The sequence below is a fragment of the Hungatella sp. L36 genome (assembly GCF_014288035.1).
The window spans coordinates 1-24,643 of record NZ_JACOPC010000034.1 but is presented as its reverse complement, the minus strand read 5'-3'; the positions used below and the strand labels follow the sequence as shown (position 1 = coordinate 24,643).

Annotated in this window: 17 protein-coding genes and 2 pseudogenes; 14 read left to right on the top strand and 5 right to left on the bottom strand. The window is 47.7% G+C overall.

Annotated features, from left to right (window positions below; genetic code table 11):
* Positions 1–24 precede the first annotated feature (24 nt).
* The 11 genes from H8S80_RS33310 to H8S80_RS33260 all read left to right on the top strand — a co-directional run bounded on the left by H8S80_RS33310 (position 25) and on the right by H8S80_RS33260 (position 16,255).
* On the top strand, positions 25–4,902 hold the full coding sequence (locus H8S80_RS33310) for a doubled motif LPXTG anchor domain-containing protein (RefSeq protein ID WP_207729924.1): 4,878 nt from the start codon (positions 25–27) through the stop codon (positions 4,900–4,902).
* Between the two features lie 207 nt (positions 4,903–5,109).
* Positions 5,110–6,474, top strand: a complete 1,365-nt coding sequence (locus H8S80_RS33305; RefSeq protein ID WP_117633697.1) for an MATE family efflux transporter — start codon at positions 5,110–5,112, stop codon at positions 6,472–6,474.
* 191 nt (positions 6,475–6,665) lie between these two features.
* Positions 6,666–7,766, top strand: a complete 1,101-nt coding sequence (locus H8S80_RS33300) for a S1 RNA-binding domain-containing protein (RefSeq protein ID WP_181988077.1) — start codon at positions 6,666–6,668, stop codon at positions 7,764–7,766.
* A 131-nt stretch (positions 7,767–7,897) separates the two neighbouring features.
* Positions 7,898–8,590, top strand: coding sequence for a GTP pyrophosphokinase (locus H8S80_RS33295; RefSeq protein ID WP_002605212.1), 693 nt, complete (start codon positions 7,898–7,900; stop codon positions 8,588–8,590).
* A 136-nt stretch (positions 8,591–8,726) separates the two neighbouring features.
* Positions 8,727–10,529 carry a glycerophosphodiester phosphodiesterase gene (locus H8S80_RS33290; RefSeq protein ID WP_117633698.1) on the top strand — a complete coding sequence of 601 codons (1,803 nt, stop codon included), beginning with the start codon at positions 8,727–8,729 and terminating at the stop codon, positions 10,527–10,529.
* A gap of 43 nt (positions 10,530–10,572) precedes the next feature.
* On the top strand, positions 10,573–11,022 hold the full coding sequence (gene dtd / locus H8S80_RS33285; RefSeq protein WP_002605210.1) for a D-aminoacyl-tRNA deacylase: 450 nt from the start codon (positions 10,573–10,575) through the stop codon (positions 11,020–11,022).
* Between the two features lie 86 nt (positions 11,023–11,108).
* Positions 11,109–12,509: an aminopeptidase gene (locus tag H8S80_RS33280; RefSeq protein ID WP_002605209.1), complete on the top strand. Its 1,401-nt coding sequence runs from the start codon at positions 11,109–11,111 to the stop codon at positions 12,507–12,509.
* Between the two features lie 148 nt (positions 12,510–12,657).
* Positions 12,658–13,776, top strand: a complete 1,119-nt coding sequence (gene tig / locus H8S80_RS33275; RefSeq protein ID WP_117633703.1) for a trigger factor — start codon at positions 12,658–12,660, stop codon at positions 13,774–13,776.
* Between the two features lie 28 nt (positions 13,777–13,804).
* Positions 13,805–14,389, top strand: coding sequence for a xanthine phosphoribosyltransferase (locus H8S80_RS33270; protein ID WP_002605207.1), 585 nt, complete (start codon positions 13,805–13,807; stop codon positions 14,387–14,389).
* The gene (locus H8S80_RS33265) at positions 14,386–15,183 is read left to right on the top strand and encodes an HAD hydrolase family protein (protein WP_002605206.1); all 798 of its coding nucleotides are present in this window, start codon (positions 14,386–14,388) and stop codon (positions 15,181–15,183) included. The genes H8S80_RS33270 and H8S80_RS33265 overlap by 4 nt, the downstream gene beginning before the upstream one ends.
* Positions 15,184–15,379: 196 nt before the next feature.
* On the top strand, positions 15,380–16,255 hold the full coding sequence (locus H8S80_RS33260) for a DMT family transporter (protein ID WP_117633699.1): 876 nt from the start codon (positions 15,380–15,382) through the stop codon (positions 16,253–16,255).
* Between the two features lie 82 nt (positions 16,256–16,337).
* Here H8S80_RS33260 and H8S80_RS33255 read toward each other — a convergent pair whose 3' ends face one another.
* From H8S80_RS33255 to H8S80_RS33245, 3 genes are all read right to left on the bottom strand, one after another.
* A complete protein-coding gene (locus H8S80_RS33255; RefSeq protein WP_002605204.1) occupies positions 16,338–18,050 on the bottom strand; it encodes a hypothetical protein in 1,713 nt (570 codons plus the stop codon).
* Positions 18,051–18,149: 99 nt separating this feature from the next.
* The gene (locus tag H8S80_RS33250; RefSeq protein WP_025531228.1) at positions 18,150–19,898 is read right to left on the bottom strand and encodes a sensor histidine kinase; all 1,749 of its coding nucleotides are present in this window, start codon (positions 19,896–19,898) and stop codon (positions 18,150–18,152) included.
* On the bottom strand, positions 19,895–20,656 hold the full coding sequence (locus tag H8S80_RS33245; protein WP_117633700.1) for a response regulator transcription factor: 762 nt from the start codon (positions 20,654–20,656) through the stop codon (positions 19,895–19,897). The genes H8S80_RS33250 and H8S80_RS33245 overlap by 4 nt, the downstream gene beginning before the upstream one ends.
* 292 nt (positions 20,657–20,948) lie before the next feature.
* Between H8S80_RS33245 and H8S80_RS33240 the strand changes: the two genes are divergently transcribed.
* The 3 genes and pseudogenes from H8S80_RS33240 to H8S80_RS34955 all read left to right on the top strand — a co-directional run.
* Positions 20,949–22,322 carry an ABC transporter substrate-binding protein gene (locus H8S80_RS33240; RefSeq protein WP_117633701.1) on the top strand — a complete coding sequence of 458 codons (1,374 nt, stop codon included), beginning with the start codon at positions 20,949–20,951 and terminating at the stop codon, positions 22,320–22,322.
* Between the two features lie 90 nt (positions 22,323–22,412).
* The gene (locus H8S80_RS33235; protein ID WP_002605200.1) at positions 22,413–23,324 is read left to right on the top strand and encodes a carbohydrate ABC transporter permease; all 912 of its coding nucleotides are present in this window, start codon (positions 22,413–22,415) and stop codon (positions 23,322–23,324) included.
* 12 nt (positions 23,325–23,336) lie between these two features.
* Positions 23,337–23,933 (top strand): annotated as a pseudogene (locus H8S80_RS34955) (carbohydrate ABC transporter permease); the annotation flags it as partial.
* Here H8S80_RS34955 and H8S80_RS35215 read toward each other — a convergent pair.
* Both H8S80_RS35215 and H8S80_RS33225 read right to left on the bottom strand, forming a co-directional pair.
* Positions 23,912–23,998 (bottom strand): annotated as a pseudogene (locus H8S80_RS35215) (Maff2 family mobile element protein); the annotation flags it as partial. The pseudogenes H8S80_RS34955 and H8S80_RS35215 sit on opposite strands and share 22 nt — an antisense overlap.
* A 21-nt stretch (positions 23,999–24,019) precedes the next feature.
* Positions 24,020–24,643 (bottom strand): DUF4368 domain-containing protein (locus H8S80_RS33225; protein ID WP_187049094.1); only part of this gene is annotated, 624 nt, incomplete at its 5' end.

Here is a 24,643-nt window from a genome sequence, read left to right as displayed (position 1 = left end):
TTTAAGATGCCGGCTGAAGACGTCGTGATTGAAGGTTCTTATGAGATCAACAGCTATACAGTAACGTATAAGGTAGATGGACAGCAGTATGGAGAACCGGAAGTATATAAGTATAATGAGTTAGTCCGGTTGAAATCCGAGCCGACAAAGGAAGGGTATACATTTAGCCATTGGAATTACGGTGAAGATTTCCGGATGCCTGCAAAAGATGTTGTGATCGAAGGAAACTTTGGAATTAACAGCTATACCGTAACGTATAAGATAGATGGAGTTCAGTATGGCAGTACAGAAACCTATGAATATGGAAGTGCAGTAACGCTGAGAGAAGAACCAGAGCGGGAAGGTTACACATTTAATGGCTGGAATCGCAAAGGGAATTTCACAATGCCTGCAGGGGATATCGTAATCGAAGGAAGCTTTAAAATCAACAGCTATACGGTGACGTATAAAGTCGACGGAGAGATAAGCGGTGAAACAGAGTCCTATGAGTATGGTGCAGATGTATCATTGAGAGAAGAGCCGGTAAAAGAAGGCTATACGTTCAGCCACTGGAGTCGGACGACAGGATTTACCATGCCTGCAGAAAATGTAGTGATTGAAGGAAGCTTCAAGATCAACAGTTATACTGTTACCTATATAGTTGATGGTGAAATAACTGGAGAAGTTGAGTCTTACGAGTATGGTACAGAGGTTAAATTGAGATCCGAACCATCAAAAGAGGGTCATGAGTTTGGCGGCTGGAACAGAACAGAAGATTTCACTATGCCGGCTGAAAATGTTGTAATTGAAGGAAACTTCGATGTTAACGAGTATACCGTAACGTATTTAGTAGACGGCAAGGATTATGGAGAAAAAGAAACATACAAATACGGAACTTCTGTAACCCTGAGAAAAGATCCTGAAAAAGAAGGCCATACATTTAGTGGCTGGAATCAAACTGATGGATTTGTAATGCCAGCTAAAAACGTAGTAATTGAAGGAAGCTTTAGCATCAATAGCTATACGGTTGTATATAAAGTTGACGGAGAGGTAGTTGGGGATACAGAAAGCTATGAGTTTGGAGCGCCAGTGTCCTTGAGAACAGAACCTCAGAAAGAGGGCTATACATTTAGCGGCTGGGATCGTGAAAGCGGATTTAATATGCCGGCTGAAAATGTGGAAATTGAAGGCCATTACAGTATTAATAGTTATACGGTAACATATAAGGTCGATGGTGAACTTTATGGTGACATCGAGACCTATGAGTACAATGCACCTGTAGAGCTGAGGCAGGAACCTCAAAAAGAGGGCTATACATTTGGCGGTTGGAGTTCTGAAACTGGATTTAATATGCCAGCTGAAAATGTAGTGATTGAAGGAAGCTTTAAGGTGAATGAATATACTGTAACATACTTTGTTGATGATAAGTTTTATGATTCAATAGAAACGTACTCTTATGGATCACAAGTTAAGCTGAAAGAAGCACCTCAGAAGGAGGGCTATACATTTAGCGGTTGGGATCATGATGACAGATTTACAATGCCAGCAGAGGATGTAGTAGTTAAGGGATCATTTAACATTAACAGTTACAAGGTAACTTATGAGGTAGATGGAACGCCATATGGAATGGTAGAGATTTATAAATATGGCGATTTAGTAACATTACAGAAGAATCCAACGAAGGAAGGATATACTTTCAGTGGTTGGGATCATAGTAATGAATTTGCAATGCCGGCCAGGGATGTTAAAATAAAAGGCAGCTTTATAGTAAACAGTTACACCGTAACGTATAAGGTAGACGGAGCGCAAATTGGTGAACCAGAGACCTATAAGTACGGTGAAGCAGTAACGCTGAGAGAGAAGCCGTCTAAAGAAGGTTATACATTTAATGGCTGGAGTTATGAGGCTGGATTTAATATGCCGGCTGAAGATGTAGTGATAGAAGGCTCCTATCAGATCAACAGCTACACTGTGACGTATAAAGTGGATGGAGAGCAGTTTGGAGAACAGGAGACATATGAGTTTAATGGATTAGTTCAGCTAAGATCCGAACCAACAAAAGAGGGTTATACATTTAGCCACTGGAATCGCAGCAGTGAATTTAATATGCCGGCGAATGATGTTGTAATCGAAGGAAACTTTAAGATTAACAGCTACACAGTAACATATAAGGTGGATGGAAGCCAGTATGGCAGTACAGAAACCTATGAGTATGGAAGTGCAGTAGTACTGAGAGAAGAGCCAAAGAAGGAAGGTTATACATTTAGTGGTTGGGATCATGAAGATAACTTTATGATGCCTGCAGATGATGTAGTTATCGAAGGTACCTATAAGATCAACAGCTATACAGTAACGTATAAAGTTGATGGAGAAGTGAGTGGTGAAGTAGAGACCTATGAATATGGTGCCGAGGTAACACTGAGAGGCGAGCCTGTAAAAGAAGGTTATACGTTCAGCCACTGGAGCCAGGACACTGGATTTACAATGCCTGCAAAGAATATGGTAATTGAAGGAAACTTCCTTATCAACAGTTATACAGTTACCTATAAGGTCGATGGTGAGATATTTGGTGAGGTAGAGACTTACAATTACGGTACAGTTGTTAATTTAAGATCCGAACCAACAAAAGAAGGTCACAAGTTTGGCGGCTGGAACAGAACAGAAGATTTCACTATGCCGGCTGAAAATGTGATAATCGAAGGAAACTTTGATGTTAACGAGTATACCGTAACATATTTAGTAGACGGCAAGGATTATGGAGAAAAAGAAACATATAAATACGGAACACCAGTAATCCTGAGAGACAATCCAGAAAAAGAAGGATACACATTTAGTGGTTGGAATCCCGCAACTGGATTTATAATGCCTGCTAGAAATGTCGTAATTGAAGGCTCTTATAAGATTAACAGCTATACAGTAACATATAAGGTGGATGGAGAACAGTATGGAGAACCAGAAACCCATGCGTATGGCGAATTAGTTCAGCTGAAATCTGAACCGATAAAAGAAGGTTATACGTTCAGCCACTGGAATCAGAATGCAGAGTTCACTATGCCGGCTAAGGATGTAGTAATTGAAGGAAACTTCAGTATTAACAGCTACACAGTAACATATAAGGTCGATGGAACTCAGTATGGAGAGAACGAAACCTATGAGTACGGCAGTACGGTAACTCTGAGAGAAGAGCCGAAAATGGAGGGTTATACATTTAGTGGCTGGAGTCAGACAACCGAATTTAAGATGCCTGCGGAAGATGTTGTAATTGAAGGCTCTTACAAGATTAACAGCTATACAGTGACATATAAGGTAGATGGAGAACCGTATGGTGAGACAGAAAGCCATGAGTATGGTGAGTTAGTCCAGCTGAAATCCGAACCGACAAAAGAAGGTTATACATTTAGCCACTGGAATCAAAACGCTGAATTTAAGATGCCGGCTAAGGACGTAGTAATTGAAGGAAGCTTTAGCATTAACAGCTACACAGTAACGTATAAGGTAGATGGAAGTCAGTACGGAGAGATCGAAACCTACGAGTACGGAAGCCCGGTTACTATGAGAGAAGTACCAAAAGAGAAAGGCTATACATTCAGCGGTTGGGATCGTGAAGAAGACTTTGCAATGCCAGCAGAGAATGTGGTAATTAAAGGAACCTTTAGTGTTAACAGCTATACGGTGACGTATAAAGTTGACGGAGAAGTAAGCGGGGCGGTAGAGACTTATGAGTATGGCAGAGAAGTAACACTGAGAGAGGAGCCTTTAAAAGAAGGCTATACGTTCAGCCACTGGAATCAGGAAACGGGATTTACAATGCCAGCAGAGAATGTAGTAATTGAAGGAAGCTTCCATGTCAACAGTTATACGGTCACCTATAAAGTTGATGGTGAAATCACTGGAGAGGTTGAGACTTACGAATACGGTACAGCAGTTAAATTGAGATCTGAGCCAATAAAAGAAGGTCATAAGTTTGGTGGCTGGAACAGAACAGAGGATTTCATTATGCCGGCTGAAAACGTAGTAATTGAAGGAAACTTTGATGTTAATGAGTATATCGTGACCTATTTAGTAGATGGTAAGGATTACGGAGAAAAAGAGATGTACAAATATGGAACTCCTGTAACCCTGAGAAAAGAGCCTGAAAAGGATGGCCACACATTTAGTGGTTGGAATCAGACGGATGGATTTACGATGCCAGCTAGAAACGTAGTAATTGAAGGCAGTTTTAATGTCAATAACTATACGGTTGTATACAAAATTGACGGAGAGGTAGTTGGGGATACAGAAAGCTATGAATTTGGAGCGCCAGTATCCTTGAGATCAGAGCCCCGAAAAGAAGGATATACATTTAGTGGCTGGAATCGTGAAAGCGGATTTAATATGCCGGCTGAAAATGTAGTGATTGAAGGGCGTTACAGTATTAACAGTTATACGGTAACCTATAAGGTTGATGGAGAACTTTACGGAAGCGTAGAGACCTATGAATACAATTCTCCAGTAACCGTAAAAGTTGATCCGACAAAATCTGGTTACACCTTTAGCGGTTGGGATAAAACAGGCACATTCAGGATGCCGGCTCAGGATATTGAAATAACCGGTACATTTAGTAGAAATTCTAATAATAATGGTGGAAACGGTGGTGGCAGCACCCCGGACAACAACAAACCATACGTCCCGAATGGTCCTGGAACTGATGATGGTCCTACCGTAACAATCGATCCGGATGCAGTACCATTAGCAAATGCACCGGTTGACGGTAACCCGACAGACAACTTAATCCTGATTGATGATGGCAATGTGCCGTTAGCGGGTCTTCCAAAGACTGGCGATCGCGCAGGAGCTCAGGCAGGATTAGCAGCAATACTTTCCGGATTCCTGTTAGCAGCGTTTACAATGCTGAACAACAAGAAGAAAGAAGAAAACAAGTAATTCAGGGATCATTTAACAAACAACAAAGAAACAAGCAACAGACGAAGACCGCCCGGCAGAATGTACACTCTGCCGGGCGGTTTCTCTCTATTTTTGTTCATTCCCCCGTTTCTGAAGAAACCACTGGTAATCGTGGAAGAGTTGTGATAGATTATATACTTGATAAAATTGACTCGTGATTTGCGTCAAAACAGGGAGCATGTAAAGATGACAAAGGATATGACACAGGGAAAGCCGCTGAAGCTGATTCTGGCGTTTTCCATTCCGCTGCTGATCGGAAATATTTTTCAGCAGTTTTACAATATGGTGGATTCCATTATTGTGGGACAATTTATTGGAGAGGAGGCACTGGCGGCCGTGGGTTCCACCGGTTCCATGGTGTTCCTCGTAATCGGTTTCTGTAATGGAATCGCCAGCGGATTTGGGGTTATGATATCTCAGGCCTTTGGAGCGGGTGACAAGAAACGGCTGCGGAATTACGTCGCTGTGGCGCTGATGCTCAGCGCAGCGGTTATGGTGGTTTTAACTGCGGTAACCATGGTAACAACGGAACCGCTTTTAAGGCTTATGAGAACGCCTGACAATATTATGGAAGGCGCCTCCTCATATCTGATGATGATTTATGGTGGTCTGGGGGCAACGCTCTATTATAATGTGCTTTCCTGCATTCTCAGAGGTGTCGGGGACAGCCGTACGCCGCTCTATTTTCTGATTGTGTCATCTCTTTTAAATGTGGTGCTGGATCTTTTATTTGTCATCACATTCCATATGGGAGTGGCCGGTGCCGGACTGGCTACGGTAATCGCTCAGGGAGTTTCCGCGGTGCTGTGTCTTGTCTATATGTTTAAAAAGTTTCCGATGCTGCGGCTGGAAAAGTCGGATTTCCGGTGCCGGTGGTATACGGTGGTTCAGATGTTCAGTGTGGGACTTCCGATGGCGCTGCAATTTTCGATTACTGCGGTTGGCGTTATGATCCTTCAGAGCGCCATCAATGACTTTGGGTCCACTGTGGTGGCTTCCTATACGGCCGCGTCCAAAGTCGAGAATTTATCTACGCAGATTATGATTACACTGGGGGCAGCCATGGCGACGTATTGCGGACAGAATATGGGCGCTGGCCGGTTCGACCGGGTAAAGGAAGGCGTGCGCCAGTCTTACATGATTGTACTGGGGGCTGTGGCGGTCGCGGTATTCATATCGGCTGTGTGCGGTGAAAGCATTGTTCGGTGGTTCATATCCAATCCATCGGAAGAGGTGTTAGGATATGCGACTACTTATTTGCACACCATATCATGGTATTTTGTATTTCTGGCATTTTTGTTTCTGTACCGCAACGTCCTTCAGGGCCTGGGAAATGGAATTCTTCCCATGCTGTGCGGTGTGGCGGAGATGGTTGTAAGAACCATTATCGCCTTTACGCTTACCGGCCAATGGGGATATATGGCGATCTGCATGGCGAGCCCGCTGGCATGGATCGCGGCGTGTATTCCGTTATGGCTGTGCTATCAGATTCAGATTCGTGATCCACAGAGATGGTTTTTGAGAAAACGTGTCTACCCCGGGAAGAATTGACTTCCCGGGTTTTTCTTTTAATTTTAAGTAGGATAAAATGTGTTTGCTGAAGCATCGGACAGAATAATTTAGTAATATTTAAGAAAATTGAAGGAATAGCGGGGCTTCCACGAACCCTTTGTTTATGGTATACTGTAAAGGAAAATTATTAAATTTTACATAAAATAATAACATAAATGGAGGAGATAAACATGAGTGAAGAAAAAAATGTAACTCTGGAGCAGGACGTGCTCGTAGAGAAAGAGGTGGTAAACGCACCGGCTGAACCAGTAACAGAAGCGGAGTCATCAGAAGCAGCGCCAACAGAAGTAGCGCCAGCAGAAGCAGCGCCAGCAGGATCAGCACCAGCAGAAGCAGCGCCAGCAGAGGCAGAGGCAGCACAACCGCAACCGGAAGCCCGCGTAGAAACCATGGAAGACTATGCTAAAGAGCTGGAAGCTTCCTTTAAGCGCGTAAAAGAAGGCGATATCCTGACGGGAACTGTAGCAGGCGTGACGGAAGACCAGGTTTTGGTTGACTTAAAATACTACGCAGGCGGCGTGATCAATAAGGAGAATATCAACGGTGATCCGGATTTCCAGCTTCAGGCGGAGATTCATTCTGGCGATGAGATTACAGCCACGGTCATCAGCACCGACGACGGGGAAGGCAATATCGAGCTTTCCATGAAGGAAGCCAACGAGAACATGTTATGGGATAAGTTTGCAGCGATGCTGGCCGACCGCACCATCGTAAACGTTAAGATTGCAGAGATCGTAAAGGGCGGAGCCGTTGCGTATCTGGAGGGCGTCAGAGCATTTATTCCGGCTTCCAAGCTGGCGGCGGAATATGTTGAGGACTTAGAGGAATATAATGGAAAGACAATAGAAGCCACCGTTATTACCGCTGATCCGGAAGCAAAGAAACTGGTGCTTTCCGGTAAGGAGCCTGCGCGTGCGAAGCTTCAGGAAGAAAAGAATAAGAAGATCGCCAAGTGTGAAGTGGGAGCCGTCATGGAAGGAACCGTGGATACACTAAAAGAGTATGGCGCCTTTGTAAACCTGGAGAACGGCTTATCCGGACTTCTGCATATTTCACAGATCAGCAACCAGAGAATCAAACATCCGGGCGCTGTCTTAAAGGAAGGCCAGACGGTAAAAGTAAAAATTATCTCCATTAAAGACAATAAGATCAGCTTAAGCATGAAGGCCCTCGAGCCGGAAGAGGAAATCGATTTAGAAGGATTCGATTTCAAGGGTGACGGAGAAGTGACTACGGGCCTGGGCGCGCTGTTAAAAGGATTAAAATTTTAGAAAGTCAGGAAAAAGAATATAAAATGCCGGGTTTCTATGGTATACTAATTCTAACGGGCAGAGGCGTTTTGTCGCGGCTCTGCCTGGACTGACTAGAATGCGGACACGTGGTGAGGAAGGGAGGAATGAAGATGAATATTCCCAATTCATTTAACCAGGTTGACCAGTGGAAATCTGTGATGTTTTTGTATGACTCGGCATTAAAGGAAATCAATACAAAGATTGAGATACTCAATAATGAGTTCGTGCACATCTACAATTACAATCCGATTGAGCACATCAAGTCCCGTCTTAAGACGCCGGACAGTATCGTTAAGAAGCTGAAGCGCTACGGATTTGAAGTGACGATCGACAACATGGTGGAAAAGTTAAGCGATATCGCGGGAATAAGGATTATCTGTTCCTTTACATCAGATATCTATCAGATTGCTGAGATGATAACGAAACAGAGCGATGTTACGGTGCTGTACGTAAAAGATTACATTAAGAATCCAAAGCCAAATGGCTATAAAAGCTATCATATGGTTGTGACGATTCCGATTTATCTGACTGACGGACCTGTCGATACGAAGGTGGAGATTCAGATCAGAACGATTGCCATGGACTTTTGGGCAAGTCTGGAACATAAGATCTATTACAAATTTGAAGGAAATGCCCCGGCGTATTTACAGCAGGAATTGAAGGCCTGTGCGGATGTGGTGAATATGCTGGATGTAAAGATGTTTTCCTTGAATCAGGCTATTTTGGAACTTGCGGAGGCACAGCGGACGCAGGATCAGGAGATGCCCGATGACGAGGAAGTAGCAGAGGAAGAATTACCGTAGAATGTGGGCAGCCAGAGCGGATTCCATCCGTTCGGGCTGCTTTTTAGCAAATCAGGCGAGGACTGAAACAACGGGATATGGATTGAAACGACAGGCTATGGAATGAAAATAATAACCCTGTAGAAGAAGGTTGTATATGAGGACATTGACGAAGGAAACATGCCAGATTCTTAAATTTAATCAGAAGAATGCATTGCTTTTTGAAGTCCTGTACCGCCTGCTCACCGGGCCGCTTTATCTCTTTCTGCTTAATAAGGGGTTAAAGTGGTCTTTAAAGATGGCAGGATACAGCTATTTAACTGCGGGCAATATCGGTTATTTTCTGCTGAAGCCGGGGACGATCGTCATGATTCTTGTGATCGGTATCATCGGTATCCTCTTTCTCGCGCTTGAGACCGGATGTCTTCTGACCCTGTTTCAGGGGGCGGCGTATTTCCGGAAGCTCAGTGTGGGAGAGATCTTTTTAGGCGGACTATCGAAGCTGTCTGATGAGATTAAGAAGAAAAACTGGCGGCTGGGGCTTCTGATTCTGGCCGATTATGGAATTTCCAACCTCTATCTAATCTACCGGGTGCTGACCCATGTCAAGCCGCTGAATTTTGTCATGTCGGAGCTGATGAAGCAGAATGCCGGCCGCCTGGCGGTCTGCGCGGCGGTGGTGCTGGTCATCCTGGCTGTTGTACCGGGGCTGTATACCTTTTACACCTGTATGATCGAACAGAAGAGCTTCCGGGACGGCTACAGGCGAAGCCGGAGGCTGTTAAAGGGCCATCTGGCAAATACCGTGTTTTTGCTGGGCGGATATTATGCGGGACTGATCGTTTTGCTCCATGTGATCTATATTTTCTGTATCCTGGTGGCGGCGGTCGGTATGAGCCTGTTTACGGATAACCGCCTGGCGCTGGCGATTCTGCCGGCGGTCGGGGACCGGATCGAGCTGGTGCTTATCTTCCTGGCCAGCATGGCCCTGGCTCTGGGGAATTTTGCGGCGCTCAGCGTCCAGTATTATCAGTACAGCAACCGTCTGAGCCGGGAACCCCGGTGGGATTTCTCCTATCCCTCCAGAAAATCATTCCGCGGGCGGATACTGGGAGCGGGCGTGGCTGTGGCGGCGGCGCTCAGCCTCTTTTTCCTCTTCAACCTCGTGAGAAATGGTTCGGCCATCACCGATGATATCCTGACGGAGATCCAGATTACGGCGCACCGCGGAAGCTCCAAATCAGCACCGGAGAACACCATGGCTGCGATGGAACTGGCAGTGGAGAATCTGGCCGATTTTGTGGAGATCGATGTGCAGGAGACGGCTGACGGCGTGGTGGTTCTGGGGCATGATTCCACGCTGAAACGGGTGGCGGGAGTGAACCGGACCATCGGCTCCTACACCCTGGAAGATCTCCAGGATCTGGATGTGGGGAAATGGTTTTCCAAGGAGTTTGAAGGAGAGCGGATTCCGACGCTCGCAGATATTATGGAGTTCTGCAAGGGCCGGGTCAAGATGAATATTGAAATTAAGAACCTGGGAAAGGACAGTCCCCTGCCGGATAAAGTGGTGGAGCTGATCTCGGATTTTCAGATGAAGGAACAGTGTGTGGTAACGTCCACGCGCCTCTCCTATCTGTCCAGGGTGAAGGAATTGGATCCGGATATACGAACCGGATATATTATTTCTGCCGCATACGGCGATTATTACTCCGATGATGATGTGGATTTTATCAGCATACGGTCCAGCTTTGTCAGTGGTAAGCTGGTGGAAGCCGCCCATGAAAAAGGAAAAGCGATCCATGCGTGGACGGTGAACAACAAGAGCGAGATGGAGCGTATGAAGATGCTGGGAGTTGACAACATCATCACGGATTACCCGGTTCTGGCGAGAGAGATCGTCTATCGGGAGCGGGCGACGGAGACGCTGTTTGAATATCTCCGGCTTGTATTAAAGTAGACGTAACAGTCTGAACTGTTACTAATAGACAGGAGTTATTGGCATGAAGGTTGTACTTCAGAGAGTTTCCCGCGCGGCAGTGTCCGTGGACGGGGAAGTGATTGGAGCCATCGGCAAGGGTTTTCTGCTTCTTCTGGGTGTCTCAGACACGGACACGGAGCAGACAGCGGACCGGATGGTGGATAAGATATGCAAACTGCGTATCTTCGAGGATGAGAATGGAAAGACGAATCTTTCGCTGGCTGATGTCGGCGGAGCGCTTCTGGTGGTAAGCCAGTTTACGCTATACGCGGACTGTAAAAAGGGCAATCGGCCCAGCTTTGTAAAGGCCGGGGGACCGAAACTGGCGGAAGAACTGTACGAATATGTGATTGCCCGGTGCCGTGAACACGTACAGACGGTGGAGCATGGAAGCTTTGGCGCACATATGAAGATAGATCTGGAAAATGACGGACCGTTCACCCTGGTGCTTGACAGCGGCGAACTTTTCTGAAATAGGATGCAGCTGCCCTCTGAGAGATTACCGGGCGCAAATTGAAACAATAAAATAAACAGACGAATATGGAGGTTATTTACACAATGGAAAAGACAAAGGGAGAAATTTTAGCAGAAGAATTAATATGGGAATTCCCGAATATTGCGAAGGAGGCGCCGGAACAGCGTGAAGCTGCGGAAGCCTTCTCGGCAGGATACAAGGCATTTCTGGATAAGGGTAAGACAGAGCGGGAGTGCGTAAAGGAAGCTGTAAAGATCCTGGAAGCCGCAGGCTATACGCCGTTTGAAGCCGGTAAGAAGTATTCTGCAGGCGACAAGGTATATCTGGTAAACCGGAAGAAGTCAGTGATAGCGACAACGTTCGGAAGTAAATCTGTAGAAGAAGGACTTCGCTTAAACGGAGCGCATATCGACTCCCCACGCCTTGATCTGAAACCGAATCCTGTCTATGAGAAAAGTGATCTGGCGTATTTTAAGACTCATTATTATGGTGGAATCCGCAAATATCAGTGGGGGGCCACCCCGTTATCCATGCACGGCGTCATCGTGAAGAAGAGCGGCGAGATTGTAGAGGTGAATATCGGGGAACAGGAAGGCGATCCGGTCTTCTGTGTGACGGATCTGCTTCCGCATCTGGCGGCTGAGCAGAATATGCGCCCCTTAAAGGATGGACTGAAGGGGGAAGAGCTGAATGTAATTATTGGCTCGATTCCATATGTGGACGAAGCAAAGATCAAGGAGCCGGTTAAGCTACTGGCGCTTCAGCTGTTAAACGAACGTTATGGAATTACTGAGGCTGATTTTTTCCGTGCCGAGATAGAACTGGTTCCGGCTCATAAGGCCAGCGACGTAGGTCTGGACCGCAGTATGATCGGTGCTTACGGACAGGATGACCGAGTGTGTGCATACACAGCGCTGATGGCGGAGATTGAGACAGAGAATCCGGTCTACACCACTGTAACCATTCTTACCGATAAGGAAGAGATCGGTTCTGTGGGAAATACCGGACTAAACTCCGATTATGTACTCCATTATGTAGAAGAACTGGCGGAGACACAGGGCGCAGATGTGAAACGCGCACTGAGGAATTCCATTTGCTTATCCTCCGATGTGAATGCGGCTTACGATCCCACATTTCCGAATGTCTATGAGGAGCGGAATTCCTGCTATTTAAATAAGGGCTGCGTATTGACTAAATATACAGGAAGCCGCGGAAAGTCCTCTTCCAATGATGCCAGCGCCGAAGTGATGGCAAAGGTCATCGCCATGATGGATCAGGAGGGCGTGTACTGGCAGATCGGTGAGCTCGGCGCTGTCGATGTGGGCGGCGGCGGAACAATCGCTCAGTATGTTGCGCATATGAACGTGGACGTAGTCGATCTGGGAGTGCCGATTCTTTCCATGCATTCTCCGTTTGAGCTGGCATCCAAGCTGGATGTATATAATACATACAAAGCATTTCTGGCTTTTTACAGGGCTTCCTAAGGGGCTGCGGGGCCGGAAACGGCTGCTGCGTATTCTGAAATTTTTGTTAATTTCGGTAAAAAGCTTTTTTTACATGCTCCGATATGGTATAACTGTCAGGAAGCATTTTATATTTTTATTATTTTGGTTAAAGGAAAAGGAACGTATTATGAGAAAATTTTTGAAAGTTGCTGCCTGTGGTCTTATTATGGCGGCAGTTGTGACAGGCTGCTCCAAGAAGGCGGCAGAAGAGACGACACCTGCGGAAACCACTGCCGAGACTACTACGGAGGCCGGTTCAGAGGCAGGCGCATCTGAACAGCTGCAGATGATGGATTTATCCGGAATCGATAACGGTACCGTGACACTCGGTGATTATAAGGGCATCGAAGTGACCAAGACACCGGTGGAAGTATCTGACGAAGAAGTGGACGCTGCGATCTTATCAGAGCGCGAGAGCCATACCACCTATGATGATGTGGACCGTGCCGTTCAGGATACAGATAAGGTAAATATTGACTATGTAGGAACAAAGGATGGCGTGGCATTTGACGGCGGTACCGCACAGGGTCAGGAACTTGTGATCGGTTCCAACCAGTTTATTGACGGCTTTGAGAGCGGACTGATCGGCGCCAAAAAGGGCGACGAGGTGACACTCGACTTAACCTTCCCGGAATCCTACGGCAACGCGGATTTAGCCGGCCAGGCGGTTGTATTCAAGGTAACCGTCAACAACGTACAGGAAAAGAACATGCCGGAATTAGACGAGGCGTTCGTTCAGGAAGTATCTGAATTCAAGACGGTTGACGAGTATAAGGAAAGCAAAAAGCAGAGCCTTCTGGAGCAGAAGGAAGGCCAGGCACAGGCGGCTGTTGAGAATGATATCCTGAAAGCAGTCGTTGAAAACTGCCAGATCGAGACGACGCAGGAAGCCGTTGATGCAAACTTCAATAACTATCTGATCAACTATACCAATCAGGCCGCGATGTACGGAATCGATTTAAATACATTTACATCCGCGTTCTATGGTGTGGATGAGGAGACCTTTAAAGAGAACTACGTAAAGAATATTGCAAAGTCTGCGGTTGAGCAGAGACTGGTATTCCACGCGATCGCGGATCAGGAAGGTATTACTGTATCTGACGAAGATCGTGATAATCTTGCGACAGAGATGGGATACGAGAGTAAAGATCAGATGATTGAGTCAGCCGGAGCTTATAATGTGGACGACTATCTGATTTCTACCAAGACCATGAAATTTTTAGTTGATAATGCAGTAATCAAATAAAAAAATTTTACGAGTAGGGGGAACCTTTATGCAGCTTTTAAAGGACAGGATACGGAAAGACGGAAAGATTAAATCCGGCGATGTATTGAAGGTAGACAGCTTTTTAAACCATCAGATGGATATTAAGCTGTTCGAAGAGATCGGAAAGGAGTTTAAGAGACGTTTTTCCGATGTCAGCATCAATAAGATCCTTACAATTGAGGCATCCGGAATCGGCATCGCGTGTATTGTTGCCCAGTATTTTGATGTTCCGGTAGTATTTGCGAAGAAGTCCAAGACGAAGAATATCGCCGGGGATGTCTACACCACCAAGGTGGAATCTTTTACACATGGTAAAGTCTATGATATCATGGTTGCCAAAGAATTTTTAGGCGCTGGAGACAAGGTTCTGCTGATCGACGATTTCCTGGCTAACGGCAAGGCTTTAGAGGGCCTGGCAGCCGTTGTGAAGGATTCGGGAGCGGAGTTAGTCGGTGCTGGAATCGTGATTGAGAAAGGCTTTCAGCCTGGAGGAGACCGTCTGCGTGCGGATGGAATCCGTGTCGAATCCCTTGCAATCGTAGAAAGCATGGATGAAAAAACGGGCAGTATCCGTTTTCGGGGTGATGAATGACGAGCAACAGAAAAGCATTATTTTTTGATATAGATGGGACACTTCTTTCTGAAGTGAACCGGAATGTACCGGAGAGTGCCAAGCGTGCGGTTGCGAAAGCGCGGGCCAATGGGCATCTGGTATTTATCAATTCCGGCCGTACATACAGCCTGATCGGTCCGATCAAGGGCCTGGTTGAAGTGGACGGCTACTGCTGCGGATGCGGCACAAGGGTGATTGTGGATGACGAGGTGCTGTTTTCCTTTACCATTCCTCATGAGCGCGGCCTGCAGATTAAGAAGGACATTTTAAAGTATAATATGGAGGGAATTCTGGAAGGCACGGAGCACTGCTATTTCAGAAAAGCCAAAACTAGATTTACCCAGCTGGAACAGATTCGGGAAAATGTCGAGAGAGACGGCCATGGAGCGCCTTATACCTGGGAAGATGACTGCTATGATTTCGATAAGTTCTGCGTATTCGCAGACGAGCAGAGCGATCTGGCCGGATTTTCAAGGGCGCTGGGGCTGGAATATAACATCATAGACCGCGGAGACGGGTTCTATGAATGTGTTCCGGCGGATTATTCCAAGGCGACTGCCATCGATGTGGTTCTGGAGAAGTACGGAATGGCGCTTGAGGACGCTTACGTGTTCGGTGACAGCACCAACGACCTTCCGATGTTTGAACATGCGAAGAACTGTATTCTCATGGGACACCACGATGTGGAGCTGGAGCCATATGCCACGTTCTTTACAAAGAATGTGGAGGATGATGGAATTGAGTATGCCATGAAGAAGCTGAAGCTGATCTAAGCGGCATACAGAGCCAGTGCAGCATTGCACTTTCACTGCGATATTCATGCAATGCAGGAGACTGAAGTGATAAGAGAGTAACAGGCGCCACGGCCGTTAATTCGGAGTGGCGCCTGTCTTTGTTAGAAAAGAGGTTGACATTCCCGGGAAAAACAACTAAAGTTAATCGTAGTTTAACAAAGGAATGGGTTAAAGTATGAAAGCAAAAGTGAATGTGATTGTGGCCATGCTGATGTTTGGAAGCATTGGCCTGTTTGTACGGGGGATCGCGCTCCCCTCCAGTGTGATTGCCCTGGTGCGGGGCGTGATCGGCTGCCTCTTTCTGGTCACGGCCGGATGTCTGATGAAACAGCCGGTCAACTGGAGAGCGATTAAGGGCAACTGGCTGGTGCTGGTGCTTTCGGGAGCGGCCATCGGTTTTAACTGGATTTTTCTGTTTGAGGCCTACCGATATACGACGGTGTCGTGTGCGACGCTCAGCTACTATTTTGCCCCGGTGTTCGTGATCCTTGTGTCGCCTATTGTGCTGGGGGAGAAGCTGACAAAGAAGAAGCTGTGCTGCGCGGTGGGAGCGGTCGTCGGAATGCTCCTGGTATCCAATGTACTATTTCTGGAAAACGGCGAAAATGGCCTTCTCGGCATATTCTTCGGCCTGATGGCCGCGGTCCTTTATGCCAGTGTCATGATACTCAACAAATTTATGAAGGGCCTGACCGGCCTGGAGACGACCGCTGCACAGCTGGGCGTGGCGGCTGTCATTCTGCTTCCCTATACGGTGCTGACCGCTGCAGAACCGTTCTCTGCGGTCTGGGCGTCCGTTCCGGCGATATCCTGGATCCTGCTGGCATTTGTCGGGATTGTCCACACCGGAGTGGGATACCTTCTGTATTTTTCGGCTATGAAGAAGCTGCCGGCGCAGACGGTGGCGGTCCTAAGCTATATCGATCCGGTGACTGCGATTCTCTTATCCGCAGTGATACTCAGGGAGACCATGAGCGTACCACAGATGGTCGGAGCCGCGCTGATTCTTGGGATGACGTGGATGGGCGGCAGGGAGACGCAGGACAGATAAAAGGGAATTTTTCTATGAAATATAAAAGCATCGGAATGATTGCCAGGCAATCATTCCAATGCTTTTTCTCATCCATATAACTTTATTCTGCACTGCTTTCTGATTCTGCGGCCTCGCTGCTCTCAGCCGGAGGCGCTGTTTCCTCGTCGGGTATCTGCTTAAACTCCAGATTGTCGAACGCGGTGGCAATACAGATTCCGGTACCACTCGCCATATAGTTGATCTTTACGCGGTCACCCGGCTCTGTGAGGGCCAGTTCATTGCTCAGATCGTAGGAAATGGTAAAGATCTGATCCGGTTTCTCCTTCAGGATCAGCTTGTAGGTGATGCTCTCACCTAATGCCTCACTGGCGATCCGGTAGACCTTTCCTTCGGCTTCCTTTGCATTCTGCCCTGTGATAATGCCGTCATTGCTGCTTCCCATAACCTGCCGGAAATTACGGAGCGCGCTGTCGATGGTCTCCCCGGTTCCGACATTCGTATAGTTGGATACGGAGACGAAAGCGTACTGCTTGATCAGACCGGCTCTGTCCTTCAGTGTCATGAAGTACGTGGCCTTTCCGTCCAGATTGATGATCATCGGGAAGGATGCGGAATAGCCATACTGCTGAACCTTACCCTGGGCGGATTGCTGGGCCGCCATCTCGGTGGCGCCGCTCATCTGGTACATCTTCGGTTCCTTCGTTACCATGTCCACCATGATAAATCCGATGGCGGATTCATCGGAGCCCACGCTGGTGAGTCCTGTGAAGAGGTAGCAGTCGGAGCCGTTGTAGACGATGATGTTGCCCTGGCTGGTTCGGAACTTATCCTGGTTGGAGAAGTTGAAGATACCGTGAACATAGGCGCCCTGATTCTGAATCTGCTGCATGATAAACTCTTCCGGCTGAACGCGGTCTACCCATTCCGGCAGATCATCCACACCATAATAATTAGTTTCACCAGTGGAGGCGTTTACAATCGCCACGCCGCTTGCCTCCGGAAGACTGAACAGCCAGCGGTTCTTATAGGTAGTGATTACCCAGTAGGGAACGCCGTCGTCATCCAGCTCGAAGGAGTAATCCGTCATACCTCGGAAGAGGCCGCCCTCAAACAGGCGTACATGGCGGTTTAAGTCGTCCAGCAGGTAGGCATTCTCCTGATACTTGATCTTGTGATCCGTTACCAGATCCACATCGCTTACATCGGTCGCGGATACGACGATGTATCCGGCGGAACCGTCCAGATTCTTTAACCATTTGAAGAAGCCGGAGTGCTCCAGCGGAACAACCCACACAAGTTTTCCATTGACCTTCTGGATCACGGGAGTGCCCAGTACGACCTGGCTGCCAAGTCCCGGATTCTCGCCGACCTTCTTATCGGCCAGTTCCCTGGCCAGTGCCTTGTCCACGACCGGAAGCTGGTTAAGGGCCAGCGGCTGTACCGTCTCGGTGAACTCCGAGATCTCGGGCTGCCCTAGCTGGTCGCGGTACGCCTTGTAATTAAACAGAGGCATGGAGAGTACCGTGACTGCAAAATACAGCAGCCAGAAAATGATCAGCAGCGTAATTCCTGTTTTAATTCCCTTGACGTTCTTGTCCACGCTGACGGACATGTGGGAGGACTGATCCGTAGTAACACGGATTCCGCCCAGACCAATCAGGAAATTTAAGACGACGTAGGAGCTGAATATAAAACACCAGGCGAATGCGCCATCCGAATACAGCGGATTTAAGTTGGGGCCCTTGACAATGATCATAATCAGGAAAAACAGAGTCAGAGCAAGGTTTAAGAGTAACTTAGTCTTTTTTTTCATGCGAAACTCCCTTTTGAGAAATATTGAATAGTAATAGTACTATTATATTGCAAAATAGAAAAAACACAAGGAAGGTTTCGCATTCTGAGTATAAAGATTTTATAAAGACCGGGAAAGCGGAATCCGGAAGGAAATGCAGGTCCCCATATTCTTTTTGCTCAGTATCCTCAGCCTGGATTCCTCGCCGTACTGCATGACCAGCCTGCTGTTCACATTGGCAAGCCCGATGCTTTCATTTCCCGGGTGGTTGATCTTCTCGTAAAGCGCCGCGGTTTCGGCCGGATTCATCCCCACGCCGGTATCGATGACGGTAACAGTCAGCCACTCTGCTTTTTCCGTGATCTTAAGCTTGATAAAGCCGGAACCGTCCAATGGTTTGATGCCGTGATACAGGCTGTTTTCAATGAGGGGCTGAAGGATAAGCCGGATGATCGGCGTGGTTTCCAGTTCCTCGTCATAATCGTAATACAGAATGTATTTATCCTCGTAGCGGTACCGCTGGATGTGATCGTATTTCTTCAGGTACTCGATCTCGTCCTTCAGTGTGACCATGGAGGCCGTGTTTTGGAGAGAGTATTTGAGAATATCCGACAGTGCCTCGATGATTCTGTTGAGGGCCGTCGGTTTCTGCGTGTATTCCAGAGCCTTGAAATCCAGAGTCTGCAGTGTGTTAAAGAGAAAATGCGGGTTGATCTGCAACTGCAGGGCCGTCATCTCTGCCAGCTTCTGCTCCTGTTCCTTCAGGGCCAGCTGGTTCTTTAGAAATGTCTGGCGGATGAAGAGCTGTACGATGTTATTCAGAATGAGATCGTACTCATCCTTGATAAATGCCGGCTTTTCATTCTTATAGGTTCCCCGTTCCGCGTCGGAAAATACCGTGACGAAGTAATCAATCTGCTGAAAGTTCTTCTTCGTGATGGTGTATGCGATCCAGACCACGGTGCAGATGATGACGGCCAGCACGATGAAAAGCTGAAAAAGGAGTGTGTAAAGCGCCTGATAATAGCTGGACCGACTGGTACAGGCGGCGATATAGGTGCCGCAGTCCGCAGGAACGATCCGCACGAAGTATTTGGTGTGGTCAAAGGAGATCCAGTCCTGAAATGGTGTTCCCGAGGCGGCGCGTACCGCGGAAATGAGGGCGTCCTTCGCTTCCTGGTCCGGCTCCGTGGTCCCTCTGCCCTGAAGAAGGAAGCTGCCATCCGCGTCAATGATAAAAAACTGATCCAGGCTGGAGCCGCCCCCCAGCATCTGCTTTAACTGGTCTTCGTAGATATTTACCATGACGACACCGCGGAACATGCTGAGTTTTTTATAGTAGGTCAGCACCGGAATCGGATTGGTGTAGGAATATAAATGCATATTCCGCTTTTCCACCCATTCGTTCCGCTCCGATTCCACATAGGAAGGAAGCCAGTTCAAATCAGAGAACTGGGACAGCTGGGTGATGCCTCCCGTATAGGAGGTAAGGAGAGAGTCGTAGCCGTCGAGATAGTAATAGACGGAGGCGATGTAGGAGGCGTGGCTGGTGAGGGAGGCGAAGTTGGAAAGGATACTGTTGGTGAGTATCACATCCAGATAGCCAATCTGTTTATGGGAAATGTAATTGCGCAGGGAGATGGACATCCTGGGATTCCGGGCCAAAAGGTCGTATTGGGTTGCGGCGCTGTCCAGCACGAGAGAGTAGTTGTCTCTCACGGCCTGGGCCGATTTGACGGCCTCGGTCTCGATGTCCTGCTGTTTGCGGTACACGATGACAGCCATGAAGATAAAGAACAGCGTGATAATGGGAATGGTAATAATTCCCGTATAGTATAAAAAACGTTTGATAAAGTTGCGTCTTCTCATGATATCCCCCCGTAATCATGATCTGCGCCATTGCTTTTCCGATACTGCGAAGGCGTCATGTGGAAATACTGGTGAAAGGCCCTGGAAAAGTTCTTGGGATTGTCGTAGCCTACCCGGTCGGCGATTTCATACTGCTTGTAGCCGATGTCCTTCAGCATCCGCGCGGCATTTTCCATGCGGGTCTTTAAGAGGTAGTCGGAAAAATTGACGTCAGAGTGTTCCTTCATAATTCTCGATAAGTAGTTGGGGCTTAAATTTACAAGCCGCGCTGCCTGTTCGAGAGTGGCGTTCTGATAGTCGGTATCCAGATAATTCTTAACCAGGCTGATTATCTTTTCGTAGTAGCTTAGATTCTCCTCCTCCCGGGCCGGAGCGGTGTGGGTCTCACGGTTTAAGCGGTCCCGGATGCGGGTCAGGCAGTCCACCAGATCATCGTATTTTACAGGCTTCAGCAGATAGTCAACGACCCCGGTGCGCAGGGCCCGGCGGACATACTCGAAGTCCTGGTAGCCACTGAAGAAGATAATTTTAATGTCCTTTTTTTCCAGAAGCTTTTCGGAAAGCTCCAGGCCATCCATGATGGGCATGCGGATGTCGGACAGAATCAGGTCCACATGGTTGGCAAGCGTGTATTCGTAAGCGGCTTTGCCGTTGGAAAAACAGCCGGCAATCTCAAAGCCCAGCTGGCTCCACGGAAACAGCCCGGCAATGCCATTGCGGATCTTGGCCTCATCATCGACGATGATTACCTGATACATAGGAAGTGCCCCCTTTCTCTGATTGTATGGTTTCTGATTGTTATTATATAGAAAAGAAAGAGAAAAAGCATCCGTATTTTTTCAATAAAACCATACTTCCATAAAAATGAAGAAATATCATAATAAATGATACTTTTTTCCACATCTTTGTAAGAAATGATACAATTCCATATTTGAAGTTTCTTCTCTCTTCCAGAAAAATCCGGTATACTATGAGCACTTGGTGAGGTATTTCACAAACCTATGGATAATCAGTCAACGGTACAGTTGACAACAAACGGAGGTAACAGATATGAGAAAAGGAAAGAAACTTGCCTGTCTGTTTATGACAGGACTGATGGCAGCGTCGGCATTGACGGCCTGTACCAATGAACCGGCACCGGCCGCATCGAATGCACCGGAGGGGGAAACGACGACCGGGAAGGCAGCGGAGAAGACGACGGAAAAGGCTTCCGCAGACCAGATCACCCTGCGTTTCATGTGGTGGGGCGGCGACGCCAGAAATGAGGCGACTCTGGCCGTCATTGACCAGTATGAGAAGCTGCATCCGGAGGTTAAGATCGAGGCGGAGATGAACTCCGATCAGGGATATATCGACAAGGTATCCACCATGCTGGCCAACGGCACGGCGCCTGATATCCTCCAGCAGAATGTGGACTCTCTCCCGGATTTCATCTCGAGAGGCGATTTCTTCGTGGATTTCAAGGATTATCCGGAATTATTCGATCCGTCCGGGTTTGATGAGACCTTTATCAGCCAGTTCGGCACATTTGACGGAAAGCTCTTAGCGCTTCCCACCGGTATGTCCTGTCTGGCCACCGTTGCCAATACCGCGGCGGCAGAAGCCTGCGGTGTAGATCTGACAAAGCAGATTACCTGGGATTCCATGCTCGAGGAGGGAAAGGCCCTTCACGCTCAGAACCCGGATTATTATTTCATGAATGTGGATACCAAGATTCTGTGTGAGTACGTCTTAAGACCGTATCTGCGCCAGATAACGGGAGAATCCTTTATTATTGACAGTGAAAAGAAGATCAGCTTTACGAAAGAACAGCTGGTGGAAGTGCTTCAGTACATCAAGGACTGCTACGACGGCGGCGTCTTTGAGGCGGCCGAGGACAGTGCGACCTTTAAGGGACAGATTCACACCAATCCGAAATGGATCGACGGCAAGTTTGTATTTGCCTATGGACCATCCTCCAGTATCAGCCTTTTAATGGATGCGATCCCTGAAACGAAATGCAACGTGGTTCAGATGCCGATGGCCGAGGACCGGGTAAGCGACGGCTATTTCGCAGATACGCCTCAGTATATGACCGTAAACAAGAATTCCGAGCATGTGGAAGAGGCTGTGAAGTTCATGGATTACTTCTACAACGACGCACAGGCTCAGGAGACGCTAAAGGATGTGAGATCCGTACCTCCTACTAAGACGGCGCGGGCACTCTGCGCGGAGAAGGGCCTGTTAAATGCAACCGTAGTGGAAGCTGTCGATCTGGCCGCGGGATTAAACGGCAGGAGCGATAAGGGATACACCACAAGCGCTGAGGTCTATGCGATTCAGGAAGACATGATCGAGAGCGTCGCCTATGGCCAGAGTACGCCGGAGGAAGCGGCGGACAACGCCATCGATCTGATCAGCGATTACTTAAGCGGTTTGAATTAAGACCAGAATAAATTTTCAAACACGTTCTAAACCAGTGCGGCCCGGATATAAAAGATTCCGGGCCGTTTTAAAAGGCAGGAGGAGCTTATTATGGCTAATGTGAGTATGAAATCGAAGCCGAGCCACGGCGGCTGGACCAAAAGGAACCGGATTGGATTTCTTTATGTATGTATCTGGATTTTCGGGTTCCTGGTATTTCAGCTGTATCCGTTTGTGAGTTCGCTGTTTTACTCTTTTACGAGCTACGATATTTTTCATAAACCCGAGTTTGTAGGCCTGGACAATTACGTGCGGCTGTTTACGAAGGACAAGGAATTCTGGAATTCCTTAACCGTTACCTTAAAATATACGTTTATCACCGTCCCCGGCAAGGTGGTGCTGGCGCTGATCATCGCCATGATCTTAAACCGGGAACTGAAGGGAATTAACTTTATCAGGACCGTATACTATATTCCGTCGCTGTTAAGCGGCTCTGTGGCGGTCGCTATCCTCTGGAAGGTGCTGTTCATGAATGACGGCTTTATCAACAGCCTGCTGGGCGTGATTCATATCGCGCCGGTCAAGTGGCTGGGAAAGCCGGAGATGGCCCTGACGACCATCTGTATGCTGGAGATCTGGCAGTTCGGCTCTTCCATGGTTCTGTTCTTATCCGCGCTTAAACAGGTTCCGCAGTCGCTTTATGAGGCGGCCAGAATCGATGGAGCTTCCAGGGTAAGAATTTTTTTCAAAATTACGCTGCCGATGATCACCTCCATTGCGTTCTTTAACATTATCATGCAGCTGATTACGGCGCTTCAGAACTTTACATCGGCATTTGTCGTGACCAACGGAGGTCCCAACAAGGCCACCTATGTGCTGGGGATGAAGCTGTACACGGATGCATTTAAATACTTCAAGATGGGATACGCCTGCGCCACGTCGTGGATCCTGTTTGTCATCATCATGATTATGACCCTGATCTTGTTCGCTACTTCCAAAAAATGGGTTTACTATGATAACTAGGAGGAAATCAGGATGAAAAATAAAGAGTTAAAAAAGGTTCTTACCTATCTGTTTCTGGGCATCTTCGGAATTGTTATGCTGTTTCCCGTCATCTGGATGTTCTTCGCCTGTTTTAAGACGAACAATGAGATTTTCGGAAGTTTGCGCATTCTTCCCCAGGGCTGGAGCATGGAAGCTTTCGTCAAGGGCTGGAAGACCACAGGCACCTACACGTATGCCAAATACTTTATCAACACCTTTGCGCTGGTGATTCCCACCACGCTGCTCACACTGGCCTCCTGCTCCCTGGTCGCCTATGGATTTGCCAGATTTGATTTTCCGGGAAATCAGTTTCTGTTCATGATTCTGATTGCAACACTCATGCTTCCCAATGCGGTTATTATCATTCCGCGGTATGCACTGTTTAACAAGCTGGGATGGCTGGACTCCTATATGACCTTTTTCGCACCGGCTGCGGTTGGCTGCTACCCGTTCTTCGTGTTCATGCTGGTACAGTTTTTAAGAGGGCTTCCGAGGGATTTGGACGAATCGGCCTATATCGACGGCTGCGGACCGTTTCAGTGCTTTATCCAGATTCTGCTTCCGCTCTTGAAGCCGGCTCTCTTTACTGATGTGCGATAAAGAAGTAATAGAAGTGTAAAAAATTTTGCCGTTCCTATCCGGCACTTGCGCATTGTGTCGGATAGGTCGGGCGGTTATTCGGGCAAGTCCACCTTGCCAACAAAAGAATAATAAATCTCAATGTCCTGTCTGCGGGTCTTGTTCTCGTCATAGCTGCACTCATGCACAACGATTTTCTCTACAAACTCCCGCAGCAGAGTAGGGGTAAGTTCTTCAAAGCTGGTATGCCGCCGGACAACATTCATAAACTTTTCTGCGTTCACGGTGGCTTCCTGTGCTTTGGAAAGCTCCGCTTGAATAGCAGCGGCTCTTTCTTTCAGCTCCCGTTGCTCTGCTTCATAGTCTGCCGACAGCTCTGTGAAACGCTCGTCTGATATGCGCCCGGTCACGCTGTCCTCATACAGCCGCTTGAAGATAGCGGATAACTCGGCTATGCGTTTCTCGGAGGCTTCCAGTTCCTTTTTCTTGGCGGCGTTCCTGCGTTTGCCCCCGTCCTCGTTCTGCTCAATCAAGAGTTTCATAAACCGGGCTTCATGCTTTGCCGCATAGCTGGTCACTTTCCGCAGATTGGAGAGTACACCAGCGGTCAAGAGGTCGGTGCGGATAAAGTGCGCCGTACAGTCATGGGTGCGTTTCTTGTAGTTGCCGCAGATATAACAGTCCTGCTTGCGCTTGTCCGTCTGGTATCGCTGCTGATA

Bases quoted from the DNA above. Each gene is read 5' to 3' on its own strand.
- H8S80_RS33245 (WP_117633700.1), bottom strand. From the start codon at position 20,656: ATGTATCAGGTAATCATCGTCGATGATGAGGCCAAGATCCGCAATGGC.
- tig (WP_117633703.1), top strand. From the start codon at position 12,658: ATGAGAAAATTTTTGAAAGTTGCTGCCTGTGGTCTTATTATGGCGGCA.
- H8S80_RS33250 (WP_025531228.1), bottom strand. From the start codon at position 19,898: ATGAGAAGACGCAACTTTATCAAACGTTTTTTATACTATACGGGAATT.
- H8S80_RS33300 (WP_181988077.1), top strand. From the start codon at position 6,666: ATGAGTGAAGAAAAAAATGTAACTCTGGAGCAGGACGTGCTCGTAGAG.
- H8S80_RS33240 (WP_117633701.1), top strand. From the start codon at position 20,949: ATGAGAAAAGGAAAGAAACTTGCCTGTCTGTTTATGACAGGACTGATG.
- H8S80_RS33235 (WP_002605200.1), top strand. From the start codon at position 22,413: ATGGCTAATGTGAGTATGAAATCGAAGCCGAGCCACGGCGGCTGGACC.
- H8S80_RS33280 (WP_002605209.1), top strand. From the start codon at position 11,109: ATGGAAAAGACAAAGGGAGAAATTTTAGCAGAAGAATTAATATGGGAA.
- H8S80_RS33270 (WP_002605207.1), top strand. From the start codon at position 13,805: ATGCAGCTTTTAAAGGACAGGATACGGAAAGACGGAAAGATTAAATCC.
- H8S80_RS33265 (WP_002605206.1), top strand. From the start codon at position 14,386: ATGACGAGCAACAGAAAAGCATTATTTTTTGATATAGATGGGACACTT.
- H8S80_RS33305 (WP_117633697.1), top strand. From the start codon at position 5,110: ATGACAAAGGATATGACACAGGGAAAGCCGCTGAAGCTGATTCTGGCG.
- H8S80_RS33290 (WP_117633698.1), top strand. From the start codon at position 8,727: ATGAGGACATTGACGAAGGAAACATGCCAGATTCTTAAATTTAATCAG.
- H8S80_RS33295 (WP_002605212.1), top strand. From the start codon at position 7,898: ATGAATATTCCCAATTCATTTAACCAGGTTGACCAGTGGAAATCTGTG.
- H8S80_RS33260 (WP_117633699.1), top strand. From the start codon at position 15,380: ATGAAAGCAAAAGTGAATGTGATTGTGGCCATGCTGATGTTTGGAAGC.
- H8S80_RS33255 (WP_002605204.1), bottom strand. From the start codon at position 18,050: ATGAAAAAAAAGACTAAGTTACTCTTAAACCTTGCTCTGACTCTGTTT.
- dtd (WP_002605210.1), top strand. From the start codon at position 10,573: ATGAAGGTTGTACTTCAGAGAGTTTCCCGCGCGGCAGTGTCCGTGGAC.